This is a genomic window from Rheinheimera riviphila, assembly GCF_004005945.1.
Taxonomy (GTDB): Bacteria; Pseudomonadota; Gammaproteobacteria; order Enterobacterales; family Alteromonadaceae; genus Pararheinheimera; species Pararheinheimera riviphila.
The window spans coordinates 184,691-206,324 of record NZ_SACS01000002.1; the positions used below are offsets into that span (position 1 = coordinate 184,691).

Below are 21,634 nucleotides of genomic sequence, written 5' to 3' on the forward strand. Positions count from 1 at the left end.
TGGCTGGGTCCGTTTTCTAACAGCTCCGATCACTCCAGAAACTCTTCCAATGCGGCTTCGTCGACTTCCTGCTCAGGCGGATTACCGTCATACAGCTGATAGTCCTGACGCTGGAAATAAGCGTCTTTGACAAAAGCATAAGGATCTAACGAGTCATTCAGCAGCTTTTCCTGCGCCATGAGCGCTTCACGACCGGATAAAGCGCCAATGGTAAACTTAGCGATGGTTTGTGGCGTGTTCAGCACCGACATCGGAAAATATAGGTTGTCGACCAGTTCGCCGGTAAAATTGCGCACCGTGCTTGGGCCGCGCGCCGGGATCATCAAAAACGGCCCCTGCCCCACACCCCAAACACCCAGCGACTGACCAAAATCTTCTTCTTTGACATCCAGACCCATCGGCGTGGCTACGTCAATCAATCCGACTAAACCGACAGTACTATTGACCAGAAACCGGCCGGCACTGATGGCAGAATGTTTCGGTTTGCCTTGTAATAAGCCGTTGAAAAAATTGGCTGGCTCGTTCAGGTTATTCACCAGATTGGATAAACCGGTACGGGCTGGTTTTGGCACCACCGCCATATAACCGACAGTAGCAGGACGTAACAGATATTCATCCAGATAATCGTAGTTAAAGGTCCACATCGAGCGGTTAAACGACTCAAACGGGTCGCGCTCATCCTGATAAACTGCCGCTTGGGAGGCATCTGAAGCGTTCGTCGCAGCAGCGGTTTCTGTTGCAGGCGTTTGCGGCTTGCTGCTACAGGCTGCAAGCGAAAGCAGCGCGGTCGCCAGTGATAATTTAATGATTGGATTCATCCATTTACTCCATTGTTAAACTGAGCTTGACCGGGCCTTTGCTCAGGTCAAGCGCTTTGGACTGTACTTCCGGATCGCCGGCAGTTTTTGTGACTGTTCCTGACTGACTTAACCGCGCTGAGACCAACACCTGGTCGACATTATCGAGACCCCAACCGGCTTGCATCACCATGGCTGAAGTCAATTCAATCTGTTGTGTACCCGCTTGCACCGGTAATTTCTGAACTGCTAATGGCATCGGCGAACCGGCCACCGCTTTGGCCACCACAAACAAGGTTGCATTGGCAAATTTTGCCGCAAGCTCTGGCGGTATCGTCAGCTCAAGGCTGATACGACGGCCGCTCGCGGGCAGATCTGCAGTGTTTTTTTCAGTTGCAGTCGCCGTTGCTGCTGTTGCTTCCGTAGCCGTAGGTTCAGCGGCTTGCTTTGCCGCAGGCAACTGTGCCAACTGTTGCTCAATCATGCTACGTCTTGGGTCATCGGCCGGAATTTGCGCCAGTACCACCTGCCAGGCTGCCTTGGCTTCGGCGAAGTCACCGCGTTCCTGCGCAATCAATGCCAGCATCGCCAGCGCATCCTGATTACCCGGATCCACTTCCAGCACCCGCCCCAGACTACGGGCGGCTTTTTGCAGATTTTCCGCACTTTCAGTGACCAACAGTGCCTGGGCGTAACTTAATAACAGATTGCTGCGGTCAGGGGTCAGACTCAGTGCCCGTTCAAAAGATTCAATCGCTTCGTCAACTAAACCCTGGGAGAACCAAATCCGTCCCAACACAAACCAGGCCACAGCGTCGTCACCTTCGTTGGCGAGCTTGGTGCGAAGCGCCAGCCCAAACAACGTTACCTCTTTTTCAGAAAGCGGCTCGCCTTTATTCAGTAACGAGCGCTCGCCATAAGACGGTAAATTCTGTTGCGCGGTTTGCCAATCGGCCAGCTGGCGATAATGGCCATTCAGGCCGTAGCCAATAGCAACCACCAGCACGACGACCGACAGCATCGCGAACTCGAGTTTAAAATGCCGTTTTTCAGGTGAGACCAGGCGGTGTTGCTGCTGCGCCAGAAACTGACTTTTTAGCTCCGCAGCGGCGGTAGCAAAATCTTCTTCCGCTAACTCGCCATAATCCCGCGCTTGCACTAACAGTTGCAGGCGTTCACGAAATAACTCTTTTTGGCTTTGATCAGCAGTGGATTTTGCGCTGCGTGGCCAGAAAATTAACGCCGCGGCACAAAGCAATAACATCAGTGCGGCAAAGATCAGGTTCAAAATCATGCTGGTTTATCCCCTGTGTTTGGTTTGACTGTCGCTTCATCAATCATTGCCTGAAGTTCAGCATCGAGTTCTGATGAAACGTCCTCGTTCACCAGCAACTGCTGCTGGTTATTTTTCCGAACCACAAATACCCCCATCCCCAGCACTAACAAAGCTGGCAATAACCACAGCCAAATGGTGCTGAGTTGCAGCGGCGGCTGATAATGCACAAAATCGCCATAACGCAGTTTCATATATTCAATCACTTGCGCTTTATCTTGCCCTTGCTGCACCAACTCATAAGTCTTTTTGCGCATATCAACCGCCACCACCGCATTTGAATCAGCGATATTTTGGTTTTGGCATTTCGGGCAACGGAGTTCATGGGTCAATTCGCGAAACAGAGCCTGCTGTTTAGGATCGGCAAAAGGCAAAATTTCTTCGGCAGCTAACAAAGGCAAAGTGGTGAAAAAACAGAGCAACAACATCACAATCCGCATGTTATTTCCTCACCAGTTGCTGATAGGCTTCAGCCAGCGCCGGCCAGTTTTGCGGGTTGATATCACCGACATGATGGGCGCGGATCACGCCATCGGCATCGACCAAAAATGTTTCAGGGGCACCGCTGACGCCTAAATCAAAAATCAGCGTCCGATGTTCGTCCAGCAAATTAAACTGGTACGGATTGCCTTGCTCGCCTAGCTTTTGCTGTACGTCCTTTTGCAAGGCTGGCAGGTCAAAAGTCTCGCCAAAAGCTGCGTCCAGCGGTTGTACATAATACAAACCAACGATTCGCACCCCTTGCTGGCGAAGCTGCGTTAAAAACGCCAGCTCGGCATTGCAGGTTGGACACCAGGTGCCCCAGACATTGAGGAAATACGGCTCACCTTTCAGCTCATCTGCGGTTAACAACTTGGTGGGTTGCATCAAATCCGGCAACTGAAATTGTGGTAATTGCCGTTCGACCAGCGCAGATCCATGTTGACGCGGATCAGAAAACAAGCCGCTGAACAAAAACATACTCAAGCCAATAAAGAGCGCAAACGGAATAAAAAATAACAACTTACGCATTGGCTGGCTCCTGCTGCGGTTCCGGTTTATCTGAAGGCTCGCTGCGACGACGATAGCGTTTATCCAGCAATGCAATCAGACCACCCAATGCCATGAGCAAACCACCAAGCCAAATCCAGCGCACAAACGGCTTCACATACACCCGCACCGACCAGGACGGCCCAGACATTTCCTCACCCAGCGCCACAAATAAATCACGGCTGAGCCTGGCGTGCACGGCCGCTTCGGTCATCACGGTTTTCTGAATGGGATAAAAACGTTTTTCGGCGTGGAGCTGCGCAACAGGCTGGCCTTGTTCGGTCACGGCGAGTTCAGCCGCCTGACCGCCGTAATTGGCGCCTTTGAGTTCATACACGTCCAGCAACTTAAACTCATAACCACCCAGGCTTGCGGTATCGCCAATTTTCATCCGCATATCGGTTTCGATGCTGAGCGTCTTGGTCATCGCCACGCCAATCACCAGCACGGCAAAACCGATGTGCGCGATGGTCATGCCCCAATGGCTGGCCTGCAACCGGCCAAAACCAGCACTCACGCCACCAAGCTGCTGCATGCGCTGAAAGACTTCGCCGATCGCTGACATGCCAACCCAGGCGCCCAGCAACATGCCAAGCAATGCCAGATTGGCGGCCAGTTGTTGGAATAACGTCAGATAACCAAGTGCCAAGGTTAAAGCCGCCAGCAGCACCAGCGTCAAAGGCTTTAATAGCGGCGGCAAGGTTTGCTGCTTCCAGCGTACCCAAGGGCCTAAACCCAGCAGCAAACTGAATGGGATCGCTATGTAATAAAACATCTGATCAAAAAACGGCGCGCCGATGGAAATGGAACCAAGGCCAAGTTCTTTATGAAACAGCGGATACATGGTGCCAAGGAACACTACCAGTGTTGCCGTTAGCAAAAACACGTTATTGCCCCACAGCAATACTTCGCGGCTGAATAACTGGTAACGCGCTTGTGAGCGCACGGCATGCATCCGCATTGCATACAAGAATAACGAGCCGCCAACCACCAGCAGGAAAAATATCAATAAATACATACCGCGACTTGGATCGGTGGCAAAAGAATGCACCGACACCAGCACCCCGGAGCGCACCAAAAATGCGCCCATCAGGCTTAAGGAAAATGCCGCAATGGCCAACAGCACAGTCCAGGATTTAAAGGTGCCGCGTTTTTCAGTGACCGCCAGCGAGTGCAATAATGCAGTACCAACCAGCCATGGCATAAAAGAGGCATTTTCAACCGGATCCCAAAACCACCAGCCGCCCCAGCCAAGCTCGTAATAAGCCCACCAACTGCCGAGCATGATGCCCAAGGTTAAAAACATCCAGGCGGCTAAGGTCCAGGGTCTGGCCCAACGCGCCCAGGTGCTGTCAAATTTACCGCCAATCAGCGCGGCGATAGCAAATGCAAAGGACACCGCAAAACCAACATAGCCCAGATACAACATCGGCGGATGCACGATCATGCCAAAATCCTGCAACAGCGGATTTAAATCACGACCTTCCACCGGATAAAACGGCAAACTACGGGCAAACGGATTGGACATAAATAACGAAAAAGCAATAAAACCAAGGCAAATGATCCCAAGCACACCCAAAATACGGCCTTGCATCAATAGCGGCAGCGATTTGGAAAAGGTTGCCACTAAGGCCGTCCAGAGCGTGAGCATGGTGACCCACAGCAGCATCGAACCTTCGTGCGAGCCAAAACTGGCAGTCATTTTAAAATACCAGGGCAAGGTGGTACTGGAATTACTGGCCACGTTGATCACGGTAAAATCACTGTGGAAAAAGGCATAGGTCAGGCAGCCCATGGCGAAAGCGCTCAACAAAAACATGCCGATAGCCAAAGGTTTTGCCAACAACAACGCGCGTTGATTGGCAACAAAACTGCCGTATAAAGGCACTACCGCCAGCAGCAAGGATAACGCCAGCGCAAAGGTCAGCGCCAGTTGACCAATTTCCGGGATCATTGCTTCGCCTCAGTTGCTGGTTTTGGTTGCTGGGACGATTGATCTGGTTCGGTTTTTGTCGGATAGCTTTGCGATGGATAATTTTGCGCCGGGTATGTTTGTTGCGGGGAATTTTTTGAAGGCGGCACATGTTTAATGCCTTTCATCGCCGCAGCGACTTCCGGTGGCATATAGTCTTCATCGTGCTTGGCCAGCACTTCAGTGGCCGCGATATTGGTGGCATCCAACAAAGTGCCTTGGGCGACGATGCCCTGCCCTTCGCGGAACAAGTCTGGCAAAATACCTTCATAATGCACTGTGACAATAGGCCCGGTATCGACCAGATCAAAGCTGACTTTTAACGTCGTTTCATCGCGTTTTACCGAACCTGGCACCACCATGCCACCAATCCGTAATCTTTGGCCTGGTACCGGTTTGACCTTGTCTTTACCAATGCCTTCCAGCAACTGGCTTGGCGTGTAGAACAAATCGACATTTTCCTGCAATGCATACAACATCGCACCAACAGCACCACTTAATAACAACAAAATGGCACTGACTGCCATCAGCCGCTGTTTACGTCTTGGATTCATGCCGACTGCTCCTGTTTTTGTTGCTCTGACTGCTGAAGTAACTGTTGCTGTACCCTGAATTCTCTGGCTTGTTTAGCAGCAATTCCCTTCAGGATCTGCCGGTGTCCAGACTGACTAAACCACCATAACAGCCCAAGCAAGGCGAAAGTAACGCCAAAAGATAACCAGACAAACAGGCTATAACCGCCCATCGCAAAAAATGCATTCCAGGAAGAAAAATGTAACTCTGGCATCTGCTTACTCCCCTTTCACCGCTGAAGCCGCCAGTTGTCGCACCCAGGGCCTATGTTGCTCGTTTTGTAAAATCGCTGTTTTCAGCCGCAGACAAGTCAAAGCTGCCAACCATAAACCAAAAGCCAGGATCGAAATCAGTAACGGCCACAACATGCTGGCGTCAATCGAAGGTTTGGCAAATTTGGTGATAGTGGCGCCCTGATGCAGTGTGTTCCACCATTCCACTGAAAAGTGAATGATCGGCAGATTCACCACCCCGACAATCGCCAATAATGCCGAAGCTTTGGCGCCGGTTTGCCGATCAGCAAAAGCACCAGACAACGCAATCACGCCTAAATACAAAAACAATAAAATCAGCTCTGAGGTAAGGCGCGCATCCCACACCCACCAGGTACCCCACATCGGTTTGCCCCAGGCGGCGCCGGTAAAAAGCGCTATCACGGTAAATACCGCGCCAATCGGCGCAATAGCACCAACGGCCCACTGCGCCGCTTTCACCTGCCACACCAGCGCTATCAAGGCGGCAATCGCCATGCTGCTGTACGCGCCCATCGACCAAATCGCCGAAGGCACATGAATATGAATGATCCGGTAACTGTCGCCCTGCTGATAATCGGCCGGGGTAAAAGCCAATCCCCAGACGGTACCAAGCAGCAAAGTTGCCACTGCTGCAGTCATTAACCAAGGGAACCATAACCCGCAAATTCGGTACAATGTTTCTGGTTTTGCATATGGATCAAGCCACTTAAACATATCACCCCACGTTTAGTTTTAATGCTTTAAGCACGGCCAGCGGCACCAGTGCCAGCGCCAGACATAACATAGCGCTTAATACGGCCAGTTGTCCCGAATAGTCCAAACCAAGACTGGCTTGATCCACCGCGGCACTGGCAAAAATAAGCAGCGGAATATACAAAGGTAAAATCAGTAACGCCAGCAAAATGCCACCTTTGTCGGCAGAAAGTGTTAAGGCCGCGCCGAGTGCTGCTAATAAATTCAGCAGCGGTGTGCCAAGCAGCAAAGTCAGTAATACCGCCAGCCAGGCCGCGCTATCCAGCCCTAACAATAATGCAATCAGCGGCGACATCAATAACAGCGGCAAAGCGGTACTACACCAGCTGCTGACAATTTTTGCCAGCACATAAGCCAACAGCGGTTGTTCAGCGGCGACCAACTGCTCCAGCACGCCCTGGCGAAAATCGTCTTTAAATAACCGCTCCGCCCCGAGCAGCACACTAAGCAATGCCGCAATCCAGATAATGCCCGGGGCAATTTCTGCCAGCAAATTGGGCTTGGCGCCAATGCCGAGCGGAAACAGGGTTAACACGATCAGGAAAAACATCAGCGGATTCAGCCAATCGGCCTTTTGCCGCGCCAATAACCGCCATTCACGGACAAAAGCTGCTTTAAACATCACCATCGGTAAGCAAGCTCCAACAATTGGGCTGCAGGAAATTGCTGTGTCAGTGGCTGATGGGTGGTCAGAATGATGGCGCCGCCGCTGGCAAGATGCTCGGTAAACTTTTGCTGTAACAGCAAAATCGCTGATTGATCCAGCGCAGTAAAAGGCTCGTCTAGAATCCATAACGGACGGTTGGTCAGCCATAATCTGGCTAAAGAGACCCGGCGCTGCTGGCCCGCCGATAACAGCTGACATGGGATATCTTCCAGTCCAGCCAAACCTAAAGTTGCCAGCACCTGATAACCATCTGTGGGGGCAAGGCCAAAAGCTGCTTGCCAGAATTCTAAATGTTCAAGGGCAGTTAATTGCGGTTGGATGCCACTTAAGTGGCCGATAAAACACAGGTTTTGTGGAAAGTCACTTTCTGTAAGTGGCAGGTTTTGCCAGAGTACTTCGCCATCGTCTGGCTGGCCGAGACCGGCCAGAATGCGTAACAAACTGCTTTTGCCAGCACCGTTTTTTCCGCCAATCTGTAATAGCTGGCCCGCCGTCAATTCTAGGTTGACAGCTTCGAACAAAATGCGGTCCTGACGAACACAACAAAGATTGCTGGCAGTTAACACGGGGTCGGCGCTACTCTTCGAAAAAACAGCGCGCATCTTAGCATATTGGCAGTAGAATACGAATGCGCTATAACCTTGATAGCCGAAGCAATAGCCGGAAATATGAACCAGATCAATCTTGATGCGTTATTACAGATTGGCTCAGGCAGGACCCAACCCATCCTGCAAAGTCTGAAACTGACACCTGATACTTTGTATCAGGCGCTGCTGAATATTGGCTCGGATGGCGCAGGTCAACTGCATGTAGCAACCCCCCAAGGCCCGGTGCAAATTCAGTTAACGCCGCAACAAACTGCTTTGTTGTTGCAAGCAACGTCGCAGTCACCAGCGGCACTACAAAATCAGCAGGTTGCGAATCAGGCACTGGCGACACAGGTCACTTTAAATGGCCAATTGCAAGGTCAGCTTTCCGGCTCACATTCGGGGCTAATGCCGGGTCAGCAAGCGCCTACCAATACACAACTGCAACTCCAATTGCAGCTGCAACCGGGCACACAAGGCCAACTGCAAATCCAATCCCAGCAAGCGCCGGTAAATATTGCGTTGCAGCCATCACAATTGCTGCAACTGCTCGGCGCCCAACAGCAACAATCGCTGACCATACTGGTGCAGCTGCAACGCCAGCAACAACAGCTCGTACTGACCTTGCCAAATCAGCAGCAGTTACAACTACCGGCCAGCTGGCTTGATGGCGCTGCCGACTGGCCGATGCAACAACCGAAATTGGCGCAGCTGACGGTGCAACTGGTGCAAGGGCAACTTAAAATCAGTGTCTCGGTGCAGGATGCGCCGGCAGAGCGGAGTCAACCAAGCGCAGACACCACAAAACAAGTGACCGATCACATAAAGGCCAGCGCGCAGACGGGTACCATCACGCCCGACAAGCTTGTAGCCGCCACCCCACAAATTGCAGCGGCCAACCAAAGCCAGAAACCACAAGTGTTGACTGCCGCACAGACCATCGCCTTGTTACCGGTGTTGGCAAAAGCGCTGCAGCCAGACCGAATATCTTCAGACGGTAGCCAGTTACAATTGGGAAAACTGGAACTGCCGTCTACCAACACCAAAACGGCTTCCCTACCAAACTGGCAACTTCAGGCGATGCCGGTCACCGGAAAAACGCCATCCTGGCAATTGCAACTCAGTGCCGATCCAACCGCAGCGATGCAAATAAAAGTTGAAAGCACGGCACTGAACAGAGCCATTCAATGGCAATCGTCACCATCAGCGGCACAAGTCAATCCGCCACAGCCGAAAATCGCGGTCGATGTCAGTAACGCCTGGCGGCAATGGCTGCCGCTGCAAAACCCAACGGTCGACCCGCTATTGGAACTACCGGAGCTACCGCCAGCTGTGCTCGCCATTTTAAAAGAACTTAAAGCGCAGACACTGGATACCTCTCGGCCCATTTTGCAAACTCAGTTGCAGCAGCAGCTTACGGCAGCATTGCAATTTAATCCGCTGCAACAACTCAGCCAGACCCCCAGCAGTGCCAGTACGCTGGCGGCTGCGTTGCAACTTTTGTTAGGACGGCTAGGTAATCAGCCGACAGCAGAGGTGAAATCCAGCCCGGCGCAACGGCTGCAAAATCTGGTGGCCCAGCTGGATCAAACCCAATCCAGTCAATTGCTAAAACAACTGGCCGGGCATGCCAGCAAAATGCAAGGCGCGCAGTTCGCCACCGCCGAACAAGCACAAACCCCACAACAGCACCAGCAGCTCTATATTCAGTTACCGTTGGTGCAACAAGGCGAGAGCCGCTTTGCCGAGTTGGCTTTGACCGAGCGGGAAGCGGATGGTAAAGCCGGTGAAGCCAAACGGATGCAATGGCAGCTGACGATGAAATTTGATTTAGCTGCTGCCGGACATTTATTGGTACAAGTACGGTTGACCGGACTGGAAGTCAGTTTGCAGTTTTACGCCGAGCAAGCGACCGTGGTCAGTAGCGCGGAGCAATTTTTGCCGCTGCTCAAAGACCGGCTAAAAATGCAGGGGCTTGCGGTGACCGAAGCCCAATGCCAGCTTGGCAAAATTCCGGAGCAGTTGTTTGCCCGCAGCAACAGTTTATTGGCGGTACGGGTATGACTGACAAAAGTTATAACAAAACCAACAACGACAAGGCCGCCATTGCCCTGCACTACGATGGCCAATCAGCCCCCAAAATTGTCGCCAAAGGCCATGGCGAGTTGGCTGATGAAATTATCGCGCTAGCGCGGGAACACGGCGTGTTGATCCACGAAGATGAAGAACTCAGCAAACTGCTGCGGCAAATTGAACTTGGTGATCAAATCCCCAAAGAGCTGTACCTGCTGATCGCGGAACTGATTGCCTTTTCTTATGTGCTACAAGGCAAATTCCCGGATCAGTGGACCAATATTCACCAGCGGATTGATTTAAAAACTTAATTCCATATTTGAAAAAACGATTCGAATTTGTCGCGACAACAACTCACAACAGTACTGTTTTCAGCTCAATGTCCCCAAATTTACCGAAAGGTCGAAAAAATCCGACTTTTCTTGCAGAACATAAAAAATAAATTCACTTTGAAATTGTGCGCTTAGGTTTAAATACAACTGGTCGGAGATCTGCAAAGCTAAAATCATCGTCTAACCTGATAAGTCTTGACTGAATATCAACTGAATGAGGACCAAGCGATGAATGTGCAGGATCTGAAACTCGGCATGTTGTGCCAAAGTAAAAAAGGCGTTGGGATCGTCAGCTGGATTGATGCTCAGGACCGAGCCGTGTACCTACAGGATATTCATGACAACCAACAGCATTTTGCCATTAGCTTTGAAGATTTGCAGGACGAGCCTCAGATCCATCAGGCCTCAGATACGTATTATTAACTGAATTGGTGAGTAAGCACTTATCCGAATAACCCAATTTAGTTCCGACTGAATTCTCCGTTCATAAGCCTGTGTCGCGATTGGTGCAGGCTTATTTTTTATGACCCAAACAAAAAGGCCTGACAGCAGTTCACTGTGAGGCCTTTTTTAAATAGGTGTCGCTGCTACAAAACAATAACCGATTCATTAATCGCGGGTACGTTTTTTACCTTTAAACACCGGCTTAGACGGCTTTTTCGCTTTGGCTTTTTGTTCTGCTTCTTTCTCGGCTTTGGCTTTTAATTCCGGGTTTTTCTGCAAAATCTGATGCTTGCGTACGGCACGTTTAATCGATGCCATGCGACGACGTCGCTCTTCCTTGTCTTCCGGTTTCGCCAACGTTTCCGTTTCGTAATCCATATGCACCACTTTGCGCAGATAGTTCACTTCTTCCAGCGCGTATTCGGTGTAACCACCTGCTGGTAAGTGTTTTGGTAACATCAGATCGCCATAACGGACCCGGATCAAGCGGTTTACCACGGCGCCTTGTGATTCCCACATCCGGCGCACTTCGCGGTTACGGCCTTCAGTTAAGGTGACGTTGAACCACTTATTAATCCCTTCGCCGCCGCTGGCTTTGATTTTCTTAAAGGCTGCTTTACCGTCTTCCAGTTCCACGCCGGTGCGTAGTTTCTGGATCATCGCATCGGTGACATCACCAAACACCCGCACCGCGTATTCACGTTCAACTTCAAATTTCGGGTGCATTAAGCGGTTAGCGAGTTCGCCATCGGTGGTGAACAACAATAAACCTGAGGTGTTGATATCCAACCGGCCGATCGCAATCCAGCGTGAATCGCGGATTTTTGGTAAACGGTCGAACACGGTTGGCCGACCTTCCGGATCGGTACGGGAACAAATTTCGCCTTCCGGTTTATGGTAAGCAATGACACGGCAAATCTGCTCGGTTTCTGAAGCCAGTTTCACCGGATGGCCATCGACCCGTACTGCCTGGGTTGGCAACACGCGGTCACCTAAAGTGGCTAACTTGCCATCAATAGTGACCCGACCAGCGCTGATCCAGGTTTCCATCTCACGACGGGAACCTACGCCTGAACGGGCCAGTATTTTCTGTAATTTTTCACTCATCATTCTACTCCTCAGTCATCCCGACTGTGTTGGCAGTGGTTAATTGCATGATAATTAAACCTTGCACTACAATAACTTAGTGGATTTCGCCTACTGTAAAGTTGTTGTCTGTGCCACTGCGGTGGCAAAAAGAGCTTCAGTTTCCATGCTAAGCACAGACTGGGCTGAAAACTCGGTTAAGGCAGGTAACGACGCTAAGTCGGTTAACCCAAAATAATCTAAAAATTCTTTGGTGGTGGCGTACAAACCAGGCCGACCCGGCACTTCTTTGTGGCCCACCACTTTTACCCAACCGCGATCAAGCAAAGTCCGCATGATCTGGCTGCTCACCGTCACACCCCGCACCGCTTCAATTTCGCCGCGGGTGATCGGTTGACGATAGGCAATCAACGCCAAAGTTTCCAGTACTGCGCGCGAATATCGTGGTGAACGTTCTGGCCACAAGCGCGCCAAATATTCGCTCCACTCGCTTTTAGTCTGAAAGCGATAACCGCTGGCGGTTGCGACTAATTCAATACCGCGCCCCTGATAATCCAACATCAGTTGCTTAATCACCATCTGCAACTGTTTGTTGCTAATGGCAAAATCACTGAGCACTGTTGCAGTCAATTCATCAGCCGTCAAAGGTCGCTCGCTGGCGAACAAGGTTGCTTCCAGTAATTGGGCAAGTTGACTGTCATTGATTTTGGCGGCCATGCAGGGATCCTGTAGGGATTGAGAGCCGGATAACGGCGCGCATTATGCCAACTTCAGATGGATCTGACCATAGGCTTGTACTTGATCCAGCAAAACCAGTTTTTCTTTCACCAGCTCTAAAATTGCCAGAAAACTCACTACTACCCCGGCGCGGCCTTCTTCCAGGCTAAAACACTGCTCAAACACCAGATAACCGTCGTTGGCTTTGAGCTGCTCCAAAATCCGGCTCATCCGCTCACGGGTCGAGAGTTTTTCTTTGGAAATATGGTGATGCTGAAAATCTTTGACTCTTTTTGCAACATCGGCCAAGGCAGCCACTAAATCCGCCAGCGACACATCCGGCAAAATCACTAAAGGTGCGAAGTTGGTGGCGAGATCCGCTTTGACCAGGAAAAAATCGCGATCCTGGCGTGGCTGCGCATCCAAATCGGTGGCGGCTTGCTTAAATTGTTCATATTCCTGCAAGCGGCGGATCAGCTCTGCTCTGGGATCCAACTCGGTTTCCGGCTGGTGCTCGTGGCGCGGTAACAATAACCGCGATTTAATTTCCGCCAGCATCGCCGCCATTACCAGATATTCTGAGGCCAGTTCAAAGTTCATGCCCTGCATCAGGTCGATATAGTTCATGTACTGCCGGGTGATTTCATTGACCGGTAAGTCGACAATATCAAATTTGTGTTTGCGAATAAGGTAAAGCAGAAAATCCAGTGGCCCTTCAAAGGCTTCCAGCAGCACTTCTAAGGCGTCAGGCGGAATATATAAATCGTCCGGTCGCAGATGCACCGCTTCGCCGCGGACAAAGGCCAGCGGAAGTGGTTGTTGCACCGTTAAGGGGGTCAGCGTTTCAACGCCCGGAAGTTCAGTGCTCATGGCCGTGCATACTCAAGACGCATTACAGAAAAGGTTTCACATCACCGGCACCTTCCCGTACCACCACCGCCACGTCGTCCGATAAATCAATCACCGTCGTTGGATTCCCCGGCAACACACCACCGTGCATAATTAAATCGACTTGCCGCTCCAATTGATCGCGTAAATCTTCCGGATCAGATTCGGTAAACTCTTGCCCCGGCAGAATTAAACTGCTCGACATCAGTGGTTCGCCCAATTCCTGCAATAACGCCAAGGCAATTTTGTGATCAGGAATACGCAGGCCAATAGTCTTTTTCTTTTCGTTAAGCAACCGTTTGGGTACTTCTTTGGTGCCGCGCAAGATAAAGGTGTAGGCACCAGGCGTGTTGTTTTTCAGCAAGCGAAAAGCGGTATTTTCTACTTTGGCATATACCGACAACTCAGATAAATCGCGGCACATTAACGTCAAATGGTGATCACCGCTAATTTGGCGAATTTGTAAAATCCGCTCCATCGCCGCTTTATCGCCGATATGGCAACCCAAGGCATAACCACTGTCGGTCGGATACACCACCACGCCACCTTGTTTGATAATATGCACTGCTTGTTTAATCAAACGGCTTTGGGGCGTTTCCGGGTGGACGTAAAAAAACTGGCTCATCGCCTGCTCCCTGCCAGCTTTTGCCAGCTTGATGAAAGTTGTTTTATTAGCAAAAGTTGTGTTTTATTAGCAATAGCAAGGATTTAGCGATTTTTCAAGCGCAGCGGTGCATCATCAGGACATCGGCTAATTTAAAATTACCGCCGTCTCACTCGTCTGCGATGTGGCCGTTTCAGCTGCCCATAAGGCTTCGTTAAAAGTCCAGTCGCGCCACAGCGGCACTATATCGTCGGTCATATACAAACCACGGCCAAGCTCATTCCAGTCGGTCGGTTGATGAAAATCTGAGCCCACGGACGCGGTGAGTTCAAACAACTGACACAGGCGCCAAATCTCGCGTTTTTGCACCGGCGTTTGCTGGGGTGATGCCACCTCAGCCGAATCACCGCCAGCCAATGCAAATTCGCGCATTAATTTTGTCAGCCATTTGCCATTGAGGTTGTATTTCAGCGGATGCGCCAGCACCGCAATACCGCCTGCATCGTGGATCCACTGCACCGCAGTGGCCAGTTCGACCCAGTTATTCGGCACATAACCGGCTTTGCCGCGCGCCAGATATTTTTTAAACACGTTGTTCAGTGAACTGGCTTTGCCAATATTGACCAAATGCCGGGCAAAATGAGTGCGGGTGAGCGCAGCGCCGTTGGCTAGTTCCAATACCGCAGGTAAACAATCCGGCACCTGGTATTTGGTAAGTCGTCGCGCCATTTCAGTAGCTCGCTCCAGCCGGCGTTGCTGCTGGCTTTCTAATCTGCTTTGAAATTCCGGACAGGCTGGATTGATATTGAGCCCGACCACATGAATTTCGAATTCATACCAGCTGGTGGAGATTTCGACGCCGTTGATCAATTGCAGTGGTAGCTGGGCAGCGGCAATTTCAGCATGCGCAGCGGCCAGACCGTTTGTGGTGTCATGATCGGTAATCGCCAGCACCTGCACTTTTTTCTCAACAGCGCGGCGGACCAGATCTGCCGGGCTTAACAGACCATCCGAGCAAAAGGTATGGCTATGTAAATCTATTTTCATGAACAAGTCCGGCGGTATTAAAAACTAACAATGAAAGCGACGGTACAGCGTATTGCCACTTTTGCAGAAGCGCATTGTGCCATAAATCACCCATCCAGCTGAATGTTTGTTGCCACCAGCACAGCGACTCTCTGCACGAATGCTACGCAGGCGAACACAGACTTTTAGACATCTAAACGTTTTATTTTCAATTTCCGCAGATTTCATCTTGACGCCCGCCCCCGATTTGAGGTTTTATAGGGCATCAATTTTAGGGTGCTTTCTGATGTCTCAATTTACAACGCAATTTACTCAGGCTATTAGCTGGTGGTGGCATACTCCTTAACGGGCGTGTGTTGGCGTTGTTTACCCTTAAATAATCCCAAGAAGCCCGTTTCAACGAACGGGCTTTTTTTTTGTAATTTTTCAACCAAGACGAGTACTAAACCATGAGTTCAATCATGTTAATTTCCTGGCGCTGGTGGCAATTTTCGGGGGCAAATTCAGGGCCCACTGTCGATGATTGTAAAAACTAACTACAGGATAAATTTATGATTTTTAGTCACATCACCACCGAAATCGGTCAGGTTGCCAGCATCAGCCAAACCGTTCCTTATCAGGCCGATCCATTAGCCTGCTATCAGCAGCTCGCTGCCGATAGTCCTTATTCATTGCTGCTTGAATCTGCTGAAATTGACAGCAAAGACAATTTAAAAAGCCTGATGTTGATTGATGCCGCACTGCGGATTGAGTGTCAGGGCGAACAAGTCAGCATCACCGCCATCAGCGAAAACGGCGCTTTGTTATTACCCTTTATCACCGGACAACTGTCAACGCGTGCCAGTATCAGTGGCAATAATCCACTGTTGATCAATTTTAAGCGTCCGGATCCGCTGCTTGATGAAGACAGCAAGCTGGTCGCGCCGCATCCATTTGACGTGTTACGCATATTGCAACATCAGCTTAAAAATCAAAGTGATGAACCCTTTGCGGTGTTTTTGGGTGGCGTGATTGGCTACGACATGGTCGCTACTGTGGAGCAATTACCGCAGGTGCCGACCGCTGAAAATCAGTGCCCGGATTATTTGTTTTATCTGGCCGAAACCGTGCTGGTGCTGGACCATCAAACACAGCAAAGCCGGTTGATTGGTAATATTTTTTGTGGCGACACCGCCATGGCCAACTGTTTTGTCGTTGGCAAAAGGTTAGAGCAACTTAGCCAGACGTTAAAACAACAACCGGTATTTGTACCTGCTGTTGCTACTGCTTCCAGCAGCAATGCCGCCAACGTCGATATCGCTGACAGCGACTTTGTGGCGCAAGTGGAAATGCTAAAACACAATATCGTGGCCGGCGATGTATTTCAGGTGGTGCCAAGTCGTTGTTTCAGTTTGCCCTGCCCTTGCCCGCTCAGCGCTTATGCCAAGCTTAAAACCCAAAACCCCAGTCCTTATATGTTTTTCTTGCAAGATCCGGCCTTTACCCTATTTGGTGCTTCGCCGGAATCGGCGCTGAAATTTGATGCACAAAGCCGGCAGGTCGAAATTTATCCGATCGCCGGTACCCGCCGCCGTGGTTTTAATGCCAAAGGTCAGATTGACCGCGATCTTGATAGCCGGATTGAACTGGAACTGCGCCAGGACGAAAAAGAAAAAGCTGAACATCTGATGCTGGTCGATTTAGCCCGCAACGATGTAGCGCGCATTAGTGTGCCGGGCAGTCGTTATGTCAAAGAATTATTGAAAGTCGACCGCTATTCCTATGTGATGCATTTGGTATCGCGCGTGGTTGGCACGCTCAAACCGCAGCTGGATGCACTGCATGCCTATCAGGCTTGTATGAATATGGGCACTTTAGTCGGTGCGCCGAAGGTGCGGGCGGCGGAGCTGATCCGGCAAGTTGAAGGGAAAAAACGCGGCAGTTATGGCGGCGCTGTTGGCTATCTCGCTGGCAACGGCGATTTTGACAGCTGCATCGTCATTCGCAGTGCTTATGTCGCCAACGGCACCGCTTATATTCAGGCCGGCGCTGGTGTGGTGTTTGATTCTGTCGCCCAAGCGGAAGCGGATGAGACCCGCAGTAAGGCGCAAGCGGTGATTAGCGCAATTCTCGCCGCAGGAGGTGCCAAATGAATTCGTCAAAAACAAAAACAGTAGTTTATCTGCTGGATAATAAAGACTCTTTTACCTACAACCTGGTTGATGAACTGGCGCAGCTCGATTGTGAGTTAAAGCTGTACCGCAATACGGTGCCAGCGGCGTTTATTTTCGACAAAATGCTTCAGGATCAACAAGCTGGCGCCAATATTGTACTGCTGCTATCGCCAGGCCCTGGCGCGCCATCAGAAGCTGGTTCGATGCCAGAGCTGATTGCACTTTGCGCCGGTAAATTCCCGATGCTCGGCATTTGTTTAGGCCATCAGGCGTTGGTGGAACATTATGGCGGTGTGGTGGGCCGGGCGGGTGAAACTGTGCATGGTAAAACATCAAAGATTGAGCTTACCGATCATCCGGTGTTTGCCGGTTTGCCAAGGCCCTTTCCGGTAGCGCGTTATCATTCGTTGATGGCCACCGAAATGCCCAATGCGCTGCAAGTGATTGCGAATTATCAACATATTCCGATGGCAATCGTGCAGGAACAAGACCGGGCATTGGGCTTTCAATTTCACCCGGAGTCGATTTTAACCACTTTAGGTAAACCTTTATTGGCGCAAAGTCTGGCTTATCTCACACAATCACTCGCCCCAATCGCGCCCCAAACAGCCGGAGGTGGCGTATGACAACTGTTTCAAACGAAAGTAGCAGCTTTGCAGCACAGCCTTATTTGCACCAACTACTCAGCGGCGAAAGTCTGAGCCAGCAACAAAGCGAGACTTTTTTCAGCGCTGTGGCGCATGGTGAAGTTGAGCCGGTGTTGTTATCAGCGGTATTAATAGCGCTGAAACTCAAAGGGGAAACCGCCGATGAAATCGCTGGTGCGGCGTTGGCGTTTCGTAAAGCCGCCACCGTCTTTCCCAAAGTTGAGTTTGCCAGTATCGATTGTTGTGGTACCGGTGGTGATGGCAGCAATACCATCAATATTTCGACCACGGCGGCCTTAGTGGCACCAGATTTTGGCCTGAAAGTGGCCAAACACGGCAATCGCAGCGTATCTTCGCAAAGCGGCTCGGCCGATTTACTGGAGCAGCTTGGCGTCAATATTCAGCAAAGCCCGGCAACGGCGGCAACAGCGCTCTGCGATGCCGGGGTCAGCTTTTTATTTGCGCCGTTGTATCACCCGGGCATTCGCCATGCGATGCCGGTGCGCACCGCCTTAAAAACCCGGACTTTGTTTAATTTATTGGGGCCGTTATTAAACCCGGTGGCACCGAAGTTTCAGCTGCTTGGCGTTTATGATGCCAAGCTTTGCGATTTGATGGCGCAAGCCTTATTGCAACTCGGCGTTGAGCGCGCCTGGGTGGTGCATGGTGCCGGTTGTGATGAAATCGCTTTGCATGGCGTAACCCAAGTGACTGAAGTCAAAGACGGAAAGCTACACAAATTTACGCTCACCGCAGCCGATTTCGGGCTGGCGCCGATTGAACTTAGCGATTTAGCCGGTGGCAAACCAGCCGAAAACGCCGCCGCCAGCCGGGCAATTTTGCAAGGCACAGCACCTTTAGCCCATCTGGCTGCTATTGCCGCCAATGTCGCCGCGATGCGCAAAATTGCCGGTCAGGGTGAAGATTTAGCCGGATTGACGCAGCAAGTGCTGCAACATTTACAACAAGGCAAAGCAGGTACAGCGCTGACGCTATTACAGGAGATCAGTCATGGCCAACGTGCTTGACACTATCATCAGCCATAAACGGCTGGAACTGGCGGCGCAAAAGGAACAACGACCGCTGGAGACCTTTCAGAGCGAAGTGCGGCCAACGTCGCGCAATTTCTTGCAAGCACTGTTAAAACCCGGTGCCCGGTTTATTCTGGAATGCAAAAAAGCCTCGCCGTCCAAAGGTCTTATTCGCGCCCATTTTGATTTGGATGAAATTGCGGGGGTCTATGGTAAATACGCCGACTGCATTTCAGTGCTGACCGACAGCAAGTTTTTTCAGGGTAGTTACGACTACCTGGCGCAGATGCGACTCAAAGTGCAACAACCGCTACTGCATAAAGATTTTATCATCGACCCTTATCAGATTTACCTTGGCCGGTTGCTTGGCGCCGATGCGGTGCTGCTGATGTTGTCGGTGCTGGATGATGCCGAATATCGCCTGCTGGCGGATACGGCGCACAGTTTGAATATGACGGTGTTGACTGAAGTCAGTAACGAGCAGGAAACCTTTCGTGCCGTTGAGCTTAAAGCTGAGCTGATTGGCATTAATAACCGCGACTTACGCACCTTAGAAACCAATCTCGACACCAGTTTCCGGCTGGCGCGGCTTATTCCGCCTGGTACACCAGTGGTATCAGAATCAGGTATTTACCATAACCATCAAGTGCGGCATTTACGCAAAGTGGCGAAAGCCTTTTTGGTCGGTAGCTCCTTGATGGCGCAGCCGGATTTAGAATCTGCGGTACGGGCTTTAGTGCTCGGCGAGCATAAAGTCTGTGGCTTGACCACGCCGGAGCAAGCGCAGTTGGTGGAACAAGCCGGCGCCTATTTTGGCGGGCTGATTTTTTATCCAAAATCGCCGCGTTTTGTAAGCCAGGCGCAGGCGAAAAGCATCATCGCTGCCGCGCCATTGCGTTATGTTGGCGTTTTTGTCAATGAAGCGCTGGCTCAGGTGGCGTTGGTGGCCAGAGAACTGGGGTTAACTGCGGTGCAATTGCATGGCGACGAAGATGATAGTTATCTGCATCAACTGCGTGAATTGTTGCCAAAATCGGTGCAAATCTGGAAAGCCTATCGGGTGAAAGACCGTTTGCCACAATTTAGCCGGTTAGCCGACAGGATTTTACTCGACAGTTTTAGCCCCGGTATTCCAGGTGGTACCGGCCTGAAATTCGACTGGAGCTTGTTGCAGCAACAACTGCTGCAAAAACCAGTGATGCTGGCCGGTGGCTTGACCGCGGAAAACCTGACTGCAGCCTTGCCGCTGGCGGTCGCCGGATTGGATATGAACTCTGGACTGGAATCCGCCCCTGGCGTGAAAGATCCAGCCAAAATCGCCCTTGCCTTTTCACAGATCAGAGAATTCAGTTATGACTAAGCGCACACTTAACCCTTATTTCGGCGAATATGGCGGCATGTTCGTGCCAGAACTGTTGGTTCCGGCACTGCGCCAACTGGAGCAGGCTTTTATCGATGCTCAGGACGATCCGGCTTTTCATGCTGAATTTCAGCATTTATTAACTCATTACGCCGGTCGGCCAACGCCGCTGACGTTATGCCGCAATATCAGCCCCAATCCGCTGGTGAAAATTTATTTAAAGCGTGAAGACTTGCTGCACGGCGGCGCCCATAAAACCAATCAGGTGCTGGGTCAGGCTTTGCTCGCTAAACGGATGGGCAAAAAAGACATTATTGCCGAAACCGGCGCTGGTCAGCATGGCGTGGCGACGGCTTTAGCCTGCGCCTTACTTGGTCTGAACTGCAAAATCTATATGGGCGCTAAAGATATTGAACGCCAGCAACCGAACGTGTTCCGGATGAAGCTGATGGGCGCAACTGTTATTCCGGTCACGGCCGGCTCTGGTACGCTCAAAGACGCAGTGAACGAAGCGATGCGCGATTGGTCCGGCAGTTATGCCACCAGCCACTATCTGCTCGGCACGGCTGCGGGCCCGCACCCATTCCCAACGATTGTGCGTGAATTCCAGAAAATGATTGGTGAAGAAGCCAAACAGCAAATTTTACTGGCTGAAGGTAAATTGCCAGACGCGGTACTGGCTTGTGTTGGCGGTGGTTCGAACGCCATTGGTATGTTTGCCGATTTTATTCCGGATGAACAAGTCAAACTGATTGGTATAGAACCTGGTGGTATGGGCATCGACACCCATCAACATGGCGCGGCGCTTTCGACCGGTAGTTTTGGTATTTTGCACGGCGCTTATACCGCCATTATGCAAACCGCCGATGGTCAGATTGAAGAGTCGTATTCCATTTCTGCAGGTTTGGATTATCCGGCAGTAGGCCCGCAGCATACTTATTTAGCGTCGATTGGCCGCGCCCAATATGTGGCGATTAATGACGACGAAGCCTTGGCCGCCTTTCAGTTGCTCGCGAAAAACGAAGGCATTATTCCAGCGCTGGAAAGCTCGCACGCTTTGGCGCATGCCATCAAAATGGCCGCTGCCGCTACGGAGCCAACGGTGTTGCTGGTGAATTTGTCTGGTCGTGGTGACAAAGATTTAGGCCATGTGATGGCGGTGCTCGCCGAGCAAAAAGCAGCTGAAGACAAAATTTCGGCGCAGCTGCAGGCGAAACAACAGCAGCAACAGCAGCAATAAATTTAGAGAACGCCTGGGCTGCGAAGCGCAGACGGGGGTTTCAAACGAACAATGCGGCTTTTTGAGCC

At 51.1% G+C, this 21,634-nt stretch carries 23 protein-coding genes; 8 read left to right on the forward strand and 15 right to left on the reverse strand.

Annotated elements, in window-relative coordinates; genetic code table 11:
* Positions 1-29: 29 nt before the first annotated feature.
* From EOE67_RS03220 to ccmA, 10 genes are read right to left on the reverse strand one after another with little or no spacing between them, the layout of a single operon-like run.
* On the reverse strand, positions 30-818 hold the full coding sequence (locus tag EOE67_RS03220) for an MlaA family lipoprotein (protein ID WP_127697607.1): 789 nt from the start codon (positions 816-818) through the stop codon (positions 30-32).
* Between the two features lie 4 nt (positions 819-822).
* The gene (gene ccmI, locus EOE67_RS03225) at positions 823-2,091 is read right to left on the reverse strand and encodes a c-type cytochrome biogenesis protein CcmI (RefSeq protein ID WP_127697608.1); all 1,269 of its coding nucleotides are present in this window, start codon (positions 2,089-2,091) and stop codon (positions 823-825) included.
* A complete protein-coding gene (locus EOE67_RS03230; protein WP_127697609.1) occupies positions 2,088-2,570 on the reverse strand; it encodes a cytochrome c-type biogenesis protein in 483 nt (160 codons plus the stop codon). The genes ccmI and EOE67_RS03230 overlap by 4 nt, the downstream gene beginning before the upstream one ends.
* Before the next feature lies 1 nt (position 2,571).
* Positions 2,572-3,141, reverse strand: a complete 570-nt coding sequence (locus EOE67_RS03235) for a redoxin family protein (RefSeq protein WP_127697610.1) — start codon at positions 3,139-3,141, stop codon at positions 2,572-2,574.
* Positions 3,134-5,113, reverse strand: coding sequence for a heme lyase CcmF/NrfE family subunit (locus tag EOE67_RS03240; protein WP_127697611.1), 1,980 nt, complete (start codon positions 5,111-5,113; stop codon positions 3,134-3,136). The genes EOE67_RS03235 and EOE67_RS03240 overlap by 8 nt, the downstream gene beginning before the upstream one ends.
* Complete coding sequence (gene ccmE, locus EOE67_RS03245; RefSeq protein WP_127697612.1) at positions 5,110-5,685, reverse strand: cytochrome c maturation protein CcmE; 576 nt, start codon at positions 5,683-5,685, stop codon at positions 5,110-5,112. Before ccmE ends, EOE67_RS03240 begins: the two co-directional genes overlap by 4 nt.
* Positions 5,682-5,918, reverse strand: a complete 237-nt coding sequence (gene ccmD / locus EOE67_RS03250) for a heme exporter protein CcmD (protein ID WP_127697613.1) — start codon at positions 5,916-5,918, stop codon at positions 5,682-5,684. The genes ccmE and ccmD overlap by 4 nt, the downstream gene beginning before the upstream one ends.
* 4 nt (positions 5,919-5,922) lie before the next feature.
* Positions 5,923-6,672 carry a heme ABC transporter permease gene (locus EOE67_RS03255; protein ID WP_127697614.1) on the reverse strand — a complete coding sequence of 250 codons (750 nt, stop codon included), beginning with the start codon at positions 6,670-6,672 and terminating at the stop codon, positions 5,923-5,925.
* A 1-nt stretch (position 6,673) separates the two neighbouring features.
* Complete coding sequence (gene ccmB, locus EOE67_RS03260) at positions 6,674-7,339, reverse strand: heme exporter protein CcmB (protein WP_127697615.1); 666 nt, start codon at positions 7,337-7,339, stop codon at positions 6,674-6,676.
* The gene (gene ccmA / locus EOE67_RS03265; protein ID WP_127697616.1) at positions 7,333-7,980 is read right to left on the reverse strand and encodes a cytochrome c biogenesis heme-transporting ATPase CcmA; all 648 of its coding nucleotides are present in this window, start codon (positions 7,978-7,980) and stop codon (positions 7,333-7,335) included. The genes ccmB and ccmA overlap by 7 nt, the downstream gene beginning before the upstream one ends.
* A gap of 66 nt (positions 7,981-8,046) precedes the next feature.
* Between ccmA and fliK the strand changes: the two genes are divergently transcribed.
* From fliK to EOE67_RS03280, 3 genes are all read left to right on the forward strand, one after another.
* On the forward strand, positions 8,047-10,029 hold the full coding sequence (gene fliK / locus EOE67_RS03270; RefSeq protein WP_127697617.1) for a flagellar hook-length control protein FliK: 1,983 nt from the start codon (positions 8,047-8,049) through the stop codon (positions 10,027-10,029).
* Positions 10,026-10,349 carry an EscU/YscU/HrcU family type III secretion system export apparatus switch protein gene (locus tag EOE67_RS03275; protein WP_127697618.1) on the forward strand — a complete coding sequence of 108 codons (324 nt, stop codon included), beginning with the start codon at positions 10,026-10,028 and terminating at the stop codon, positions 10,347-10,349. Before fliK ends, EOE67_RS03275 begins: the two co-directional genes overlap by 4 nt.
* A gap of 216 nt (positions 10,350-10,565) precedes the next feature.
* The gene (locus EOE67_RS03280) at positions 10,566-10,793 is read left to right on the forward strand and encodes a hypothetical protein (RefSeq protein ID WP_127697619.1); all 228 of its coding nucleotides are present in this window, start codon (positions 10,566-10,568) and stop codon (positions 10,791-10,793) included.
* A gap of 186 nt (positions 10,794-10,979) precedes the next feature.
* On the opposite strand, the gene rluB is transcribed toward EOE67_RS03280, so the two are convergent.
* The 5 genes from rluB to rnm all read right to left on the reverse strand — a co-directional run bounded on the left by rluB (position 10,980) and on the right by rnm (position 15,156).
* The gene (rluB, locus tag EOE67_RS03285) at positions 10,980-11,921 is read right to left on the reverse strand and encodes a 23S rRNA pseudouridine(2605) synthase RluB (protein ID WP_127697620.1); all 942 of its coding nucleotides are present in this window, start codon (positions 11,919-11,921) and stop codon (positions 10,980-10,982) included.
* A gap of 90 nt (positions 11,922-12,011) precedes the next feature.
* Entirely contained in the window at positions 12,012-12,617 is a 606-nt protein-coding gene (gene scpB, locus EOE67_RS03290; protein ID WP_127697621.1) for an SMC-Scp complex subunit ScpB, read from the reverse strand.
* 42 nt (positions 12,618-12,659) lie between these two features.
* The gene (locus tag EOE67_RS03295; RefSeq protein ID WP_127697622.1) at positions 12,660-13,487 is read right to left on the reverse strand and encodes a segregation and condensation protein A; all 828 of its coding nucleotides are present in this window, start codon (positions 13,485-13,487) and stop codon (positions 12,660-12,662) included.
* Positions 13,488-13,509: 22 nt separating this feature from the next.
* Positions 13,510-14,130, reverse strand: a complete 621-nt coding sequence (locus EOE67_RS03300) for an L-threonylcarbamoyladenylate synthase (RefSeq protein ID WP_127697623.1) — start codon at positions 14,128-14,130, stop codon at positions 13,510-13,512.
* Between the two features lie 126 nt (positions 14,131-14,256).
* Positions 14,257-15,156 (reverse strand): RNase RNM, encoded by a 900-nt coding sequence (gene rnm / locus EOE67_RS03305; RefSeq protein ID WP_127697624.1) that lies wholly within the window; start codon positions 15,154-15,156, stop codon positions 14,257-14,259.
* A 530-nt stretch (positions 15,157-15,686) separates the two neighbouring features.
* On the opposite strand from rnm, the gene EOE67_RS03310 reads away from it, so the two are divergent.
* From EOE67_RS03310 to trpB, 5 genes are read left to right on the forward strand one after another with little or no spacing between them, the layout of a single operon-like run.
* Positions 15,687-17,267, forward strand: coding sequence for an anthranilate synthase component 1 (locus EOE67_RS03310; RefSeq protein WP_127697625.1), 1,581 nt, complete (start codon positions 15,687-15,689; stop codon positions 17,265-17,267).
* A complete protein-coding gene (locus tag EOE67_RS03315; RefSeq protein ID WP_127697626.1) occupies positions 17,264-17,914 on the forward strand; it encodes an aminodeoxychorismate/anthranilate synthase component II in 651 nt (216 codons plus the stop codon). The genes EOE67_RS03310 and EOE67_RS03315 overlap by 4 nt, the downstream gene beginning before the upstream one ends.
* Complete coding sequence (trpD, locus tag EOE67_RS03320) at positions 17,911-18,963, forward strand: anthranilate phosphoribosyltransferase (RefSeq protein ID WP_127697627.1); 1,053 nt, start codon at positions 17,911-17,913, stop codon at positions 18,961-18,963. Before EOE67_RS03315 ends, trpD begins: the two co-directional genes overlap by 4 nt.
* Positions 18,947-20,326 carry a bifunctional indole-3-glycerol-phosphate synthase TrpC/phosphoribosylanthranilate isomerase TrpF gene (gene trpCF, locus EOE67_RS03325; RefSeq protein WP_127697628.1) on the forward strand — a complete coding sequence of 460 codons (1,380 nt, stop codon included), beginning with the start codon at positions 18,947-18,949 and terminating at the stop codon, positions 20,324-20,326. Before trpD ends, trpCF begins: the two co-directional genes overlap by 17 nt.
* A complete protein-coding gene (trpB, locus tag EOE67_RS03330; protein WP_127697629.1) occupies positions 20,319-21,566 on the forward strand; it encodes a tryptophan synthase subunit beta in 1,248 nt (415 codons plus the stop codon). The genes trpCF and trpB overlap by 8 nt, the downstream gene beginning before the upstream one ends.
* The last annotated feature ends 68 nt before the right edge of the window (positions 21,567-21,634 follow it).

Bases quoted from the DNA above. Each gene is read 5' to 3' on its own strand.
- EOE67_RS03220 (WP_127697607.1), bottom strand. From the start codon at position 818: ATGAATCCAATCATTAAATTATCACTGGCGACCGCGCTGCTTTCGCTT.
- ccmI (WP_127697608.1), bottom strand. From the start codon at position 2,091: ATGATTTTGAACCTGATCTTTGCCGCACTGATGTTATTGCTTTGTGCC.
- EOE67_RS03230 (WP_127697609.1), bottom strand. From the start codon at position 2,570: ATGCGGATTGTGATGTTGTTGCTCTGTTTTTTCACCACTTTGCCTTTG.
- EOE67_RS03235 (WP_127697610.1), bottom strand. From the start codon at position 3,141: ATGCGTAAGTTGTTATTTTTTATTCCGTTTGCGCTCTTTATTGGCTTG.
- EOE67_RS03240 (WP_127697611.1), bottom strand. From the start codon at position 5,113: ATGATCCCGGAAATTGGTCAACTGGCGCTGACCTTTGCGCTGGCGTTA.
- ccmE (WP_127697612.1), bottom strand. From the start codon at position 5,685: ATGAATCCAAGACGTAAACAGCGGCTGATGGCAGTCAGTGCCATTTTG.
- ccmD (WP_127697613.1), bottom strand. From the start codon at position 5,918: ATGCCAGAGTTACATTTTTCTTCCTGGAATGCATTTTTTGCGATGGGC.
- EOE67_RS03255 (WP_127697614.1), bottom strand. From the start codon at position 6,672: ATGTTTAAGTGGCTTGATCCATATGCAAAACCAGAAACATTGTACCGA.
- ccmB (WP_127697615.1), bottom strand. From the start codon at position 7,339: ATGGTGATGTTTAAAGCAGCTTTTGTCCGTGAATGGCGGTTATTGGCG.
- ccmA (WP_127697616.1), bottom strand. From the start codon at position 7,980: ATGCGCGCTGTTTTTTCGAAGAGTAGCGCCGACCCCGTGTTAACTGCC.
- fliK (WP_127697617.1), top strand. From the start codon at position 8,047: ATGAACCAGATCAATCTTGATGCGTTATTACAGATTGGCTCAGGCAGG.
- EOE67_RS03275 (WP_127697618.1), top strand. From the start codon at position 10,026: ATGACTGACAAAAGTTATAACAAAACCAACAACGACAAGGCCGCCATT.
- rluB (WP_127697620.1), bottom strand. From the start codon at position 11,921: ATGAGTGAAAAATTACAGAAAATACTGGCCCGTTCAGGCGTAGGTTCC.
- scpB (WP_127697621.1), bottom strand. From the start codon at position 12,617: ATGGCCGCCAAAATCAATGACAGTCAACTTGCCCAATTACTGGAAGCA.
- EOE67_RS03295 (WP_127697622.1), bottom strand. From the start codon at position 13,487: ATGAGCACTGAACTTCCGGGCGTTGAAACGCTGACCCCCTTAACGGTG.
- EOE67_RS03300 (WP_127697623.1), bottom strand. From the start codon at position 14,130: ATGAGCCAGTTTTTTTACGTCCACCCGGAAACGCCCCAAAGCCGTTTG.
- rnm (WP_127697624.1), bottom strand. From the start codon at position 15,156: ATGAAAATAGATTTACATAGCCATACCTTTTGCTCGGATGGTCTGTTA.
- EOE67_RS03310 (WP_127697625.1), top strand. From the start codon at position 15,687: ATGATTTTTAGTCACATCACCACCGAAATCGGTCAGGTTGCCAGCATC.
- EOE67_RS03315 (WP_127697626.1), top strand. From the start codon at position 17,264: ATGAATTCGTCAAAAACAAAAACAGTAGTTTATCTGCTGGATAATAAA.
- trpD (WP_127697627.1), top strand. From the start codon at position 17,911: ATGACAACTGTTTCAAACGAAAGTAGCAGCTTTGCAGCACAGCCTTAT.
- trpCF (WP_127697628.1), top strand. From the start codon at position 18,947: ATGGCCAACGTGCTTGACACTATCATCAGCCATAAACGGCTGGAACTG.
- trpB (WP_127697629.1), top strand. From the start codon at position 20,319: ATGACTAAGCGCACACTTAACCCTTATTTCGGCGAATATGGCGGCATG.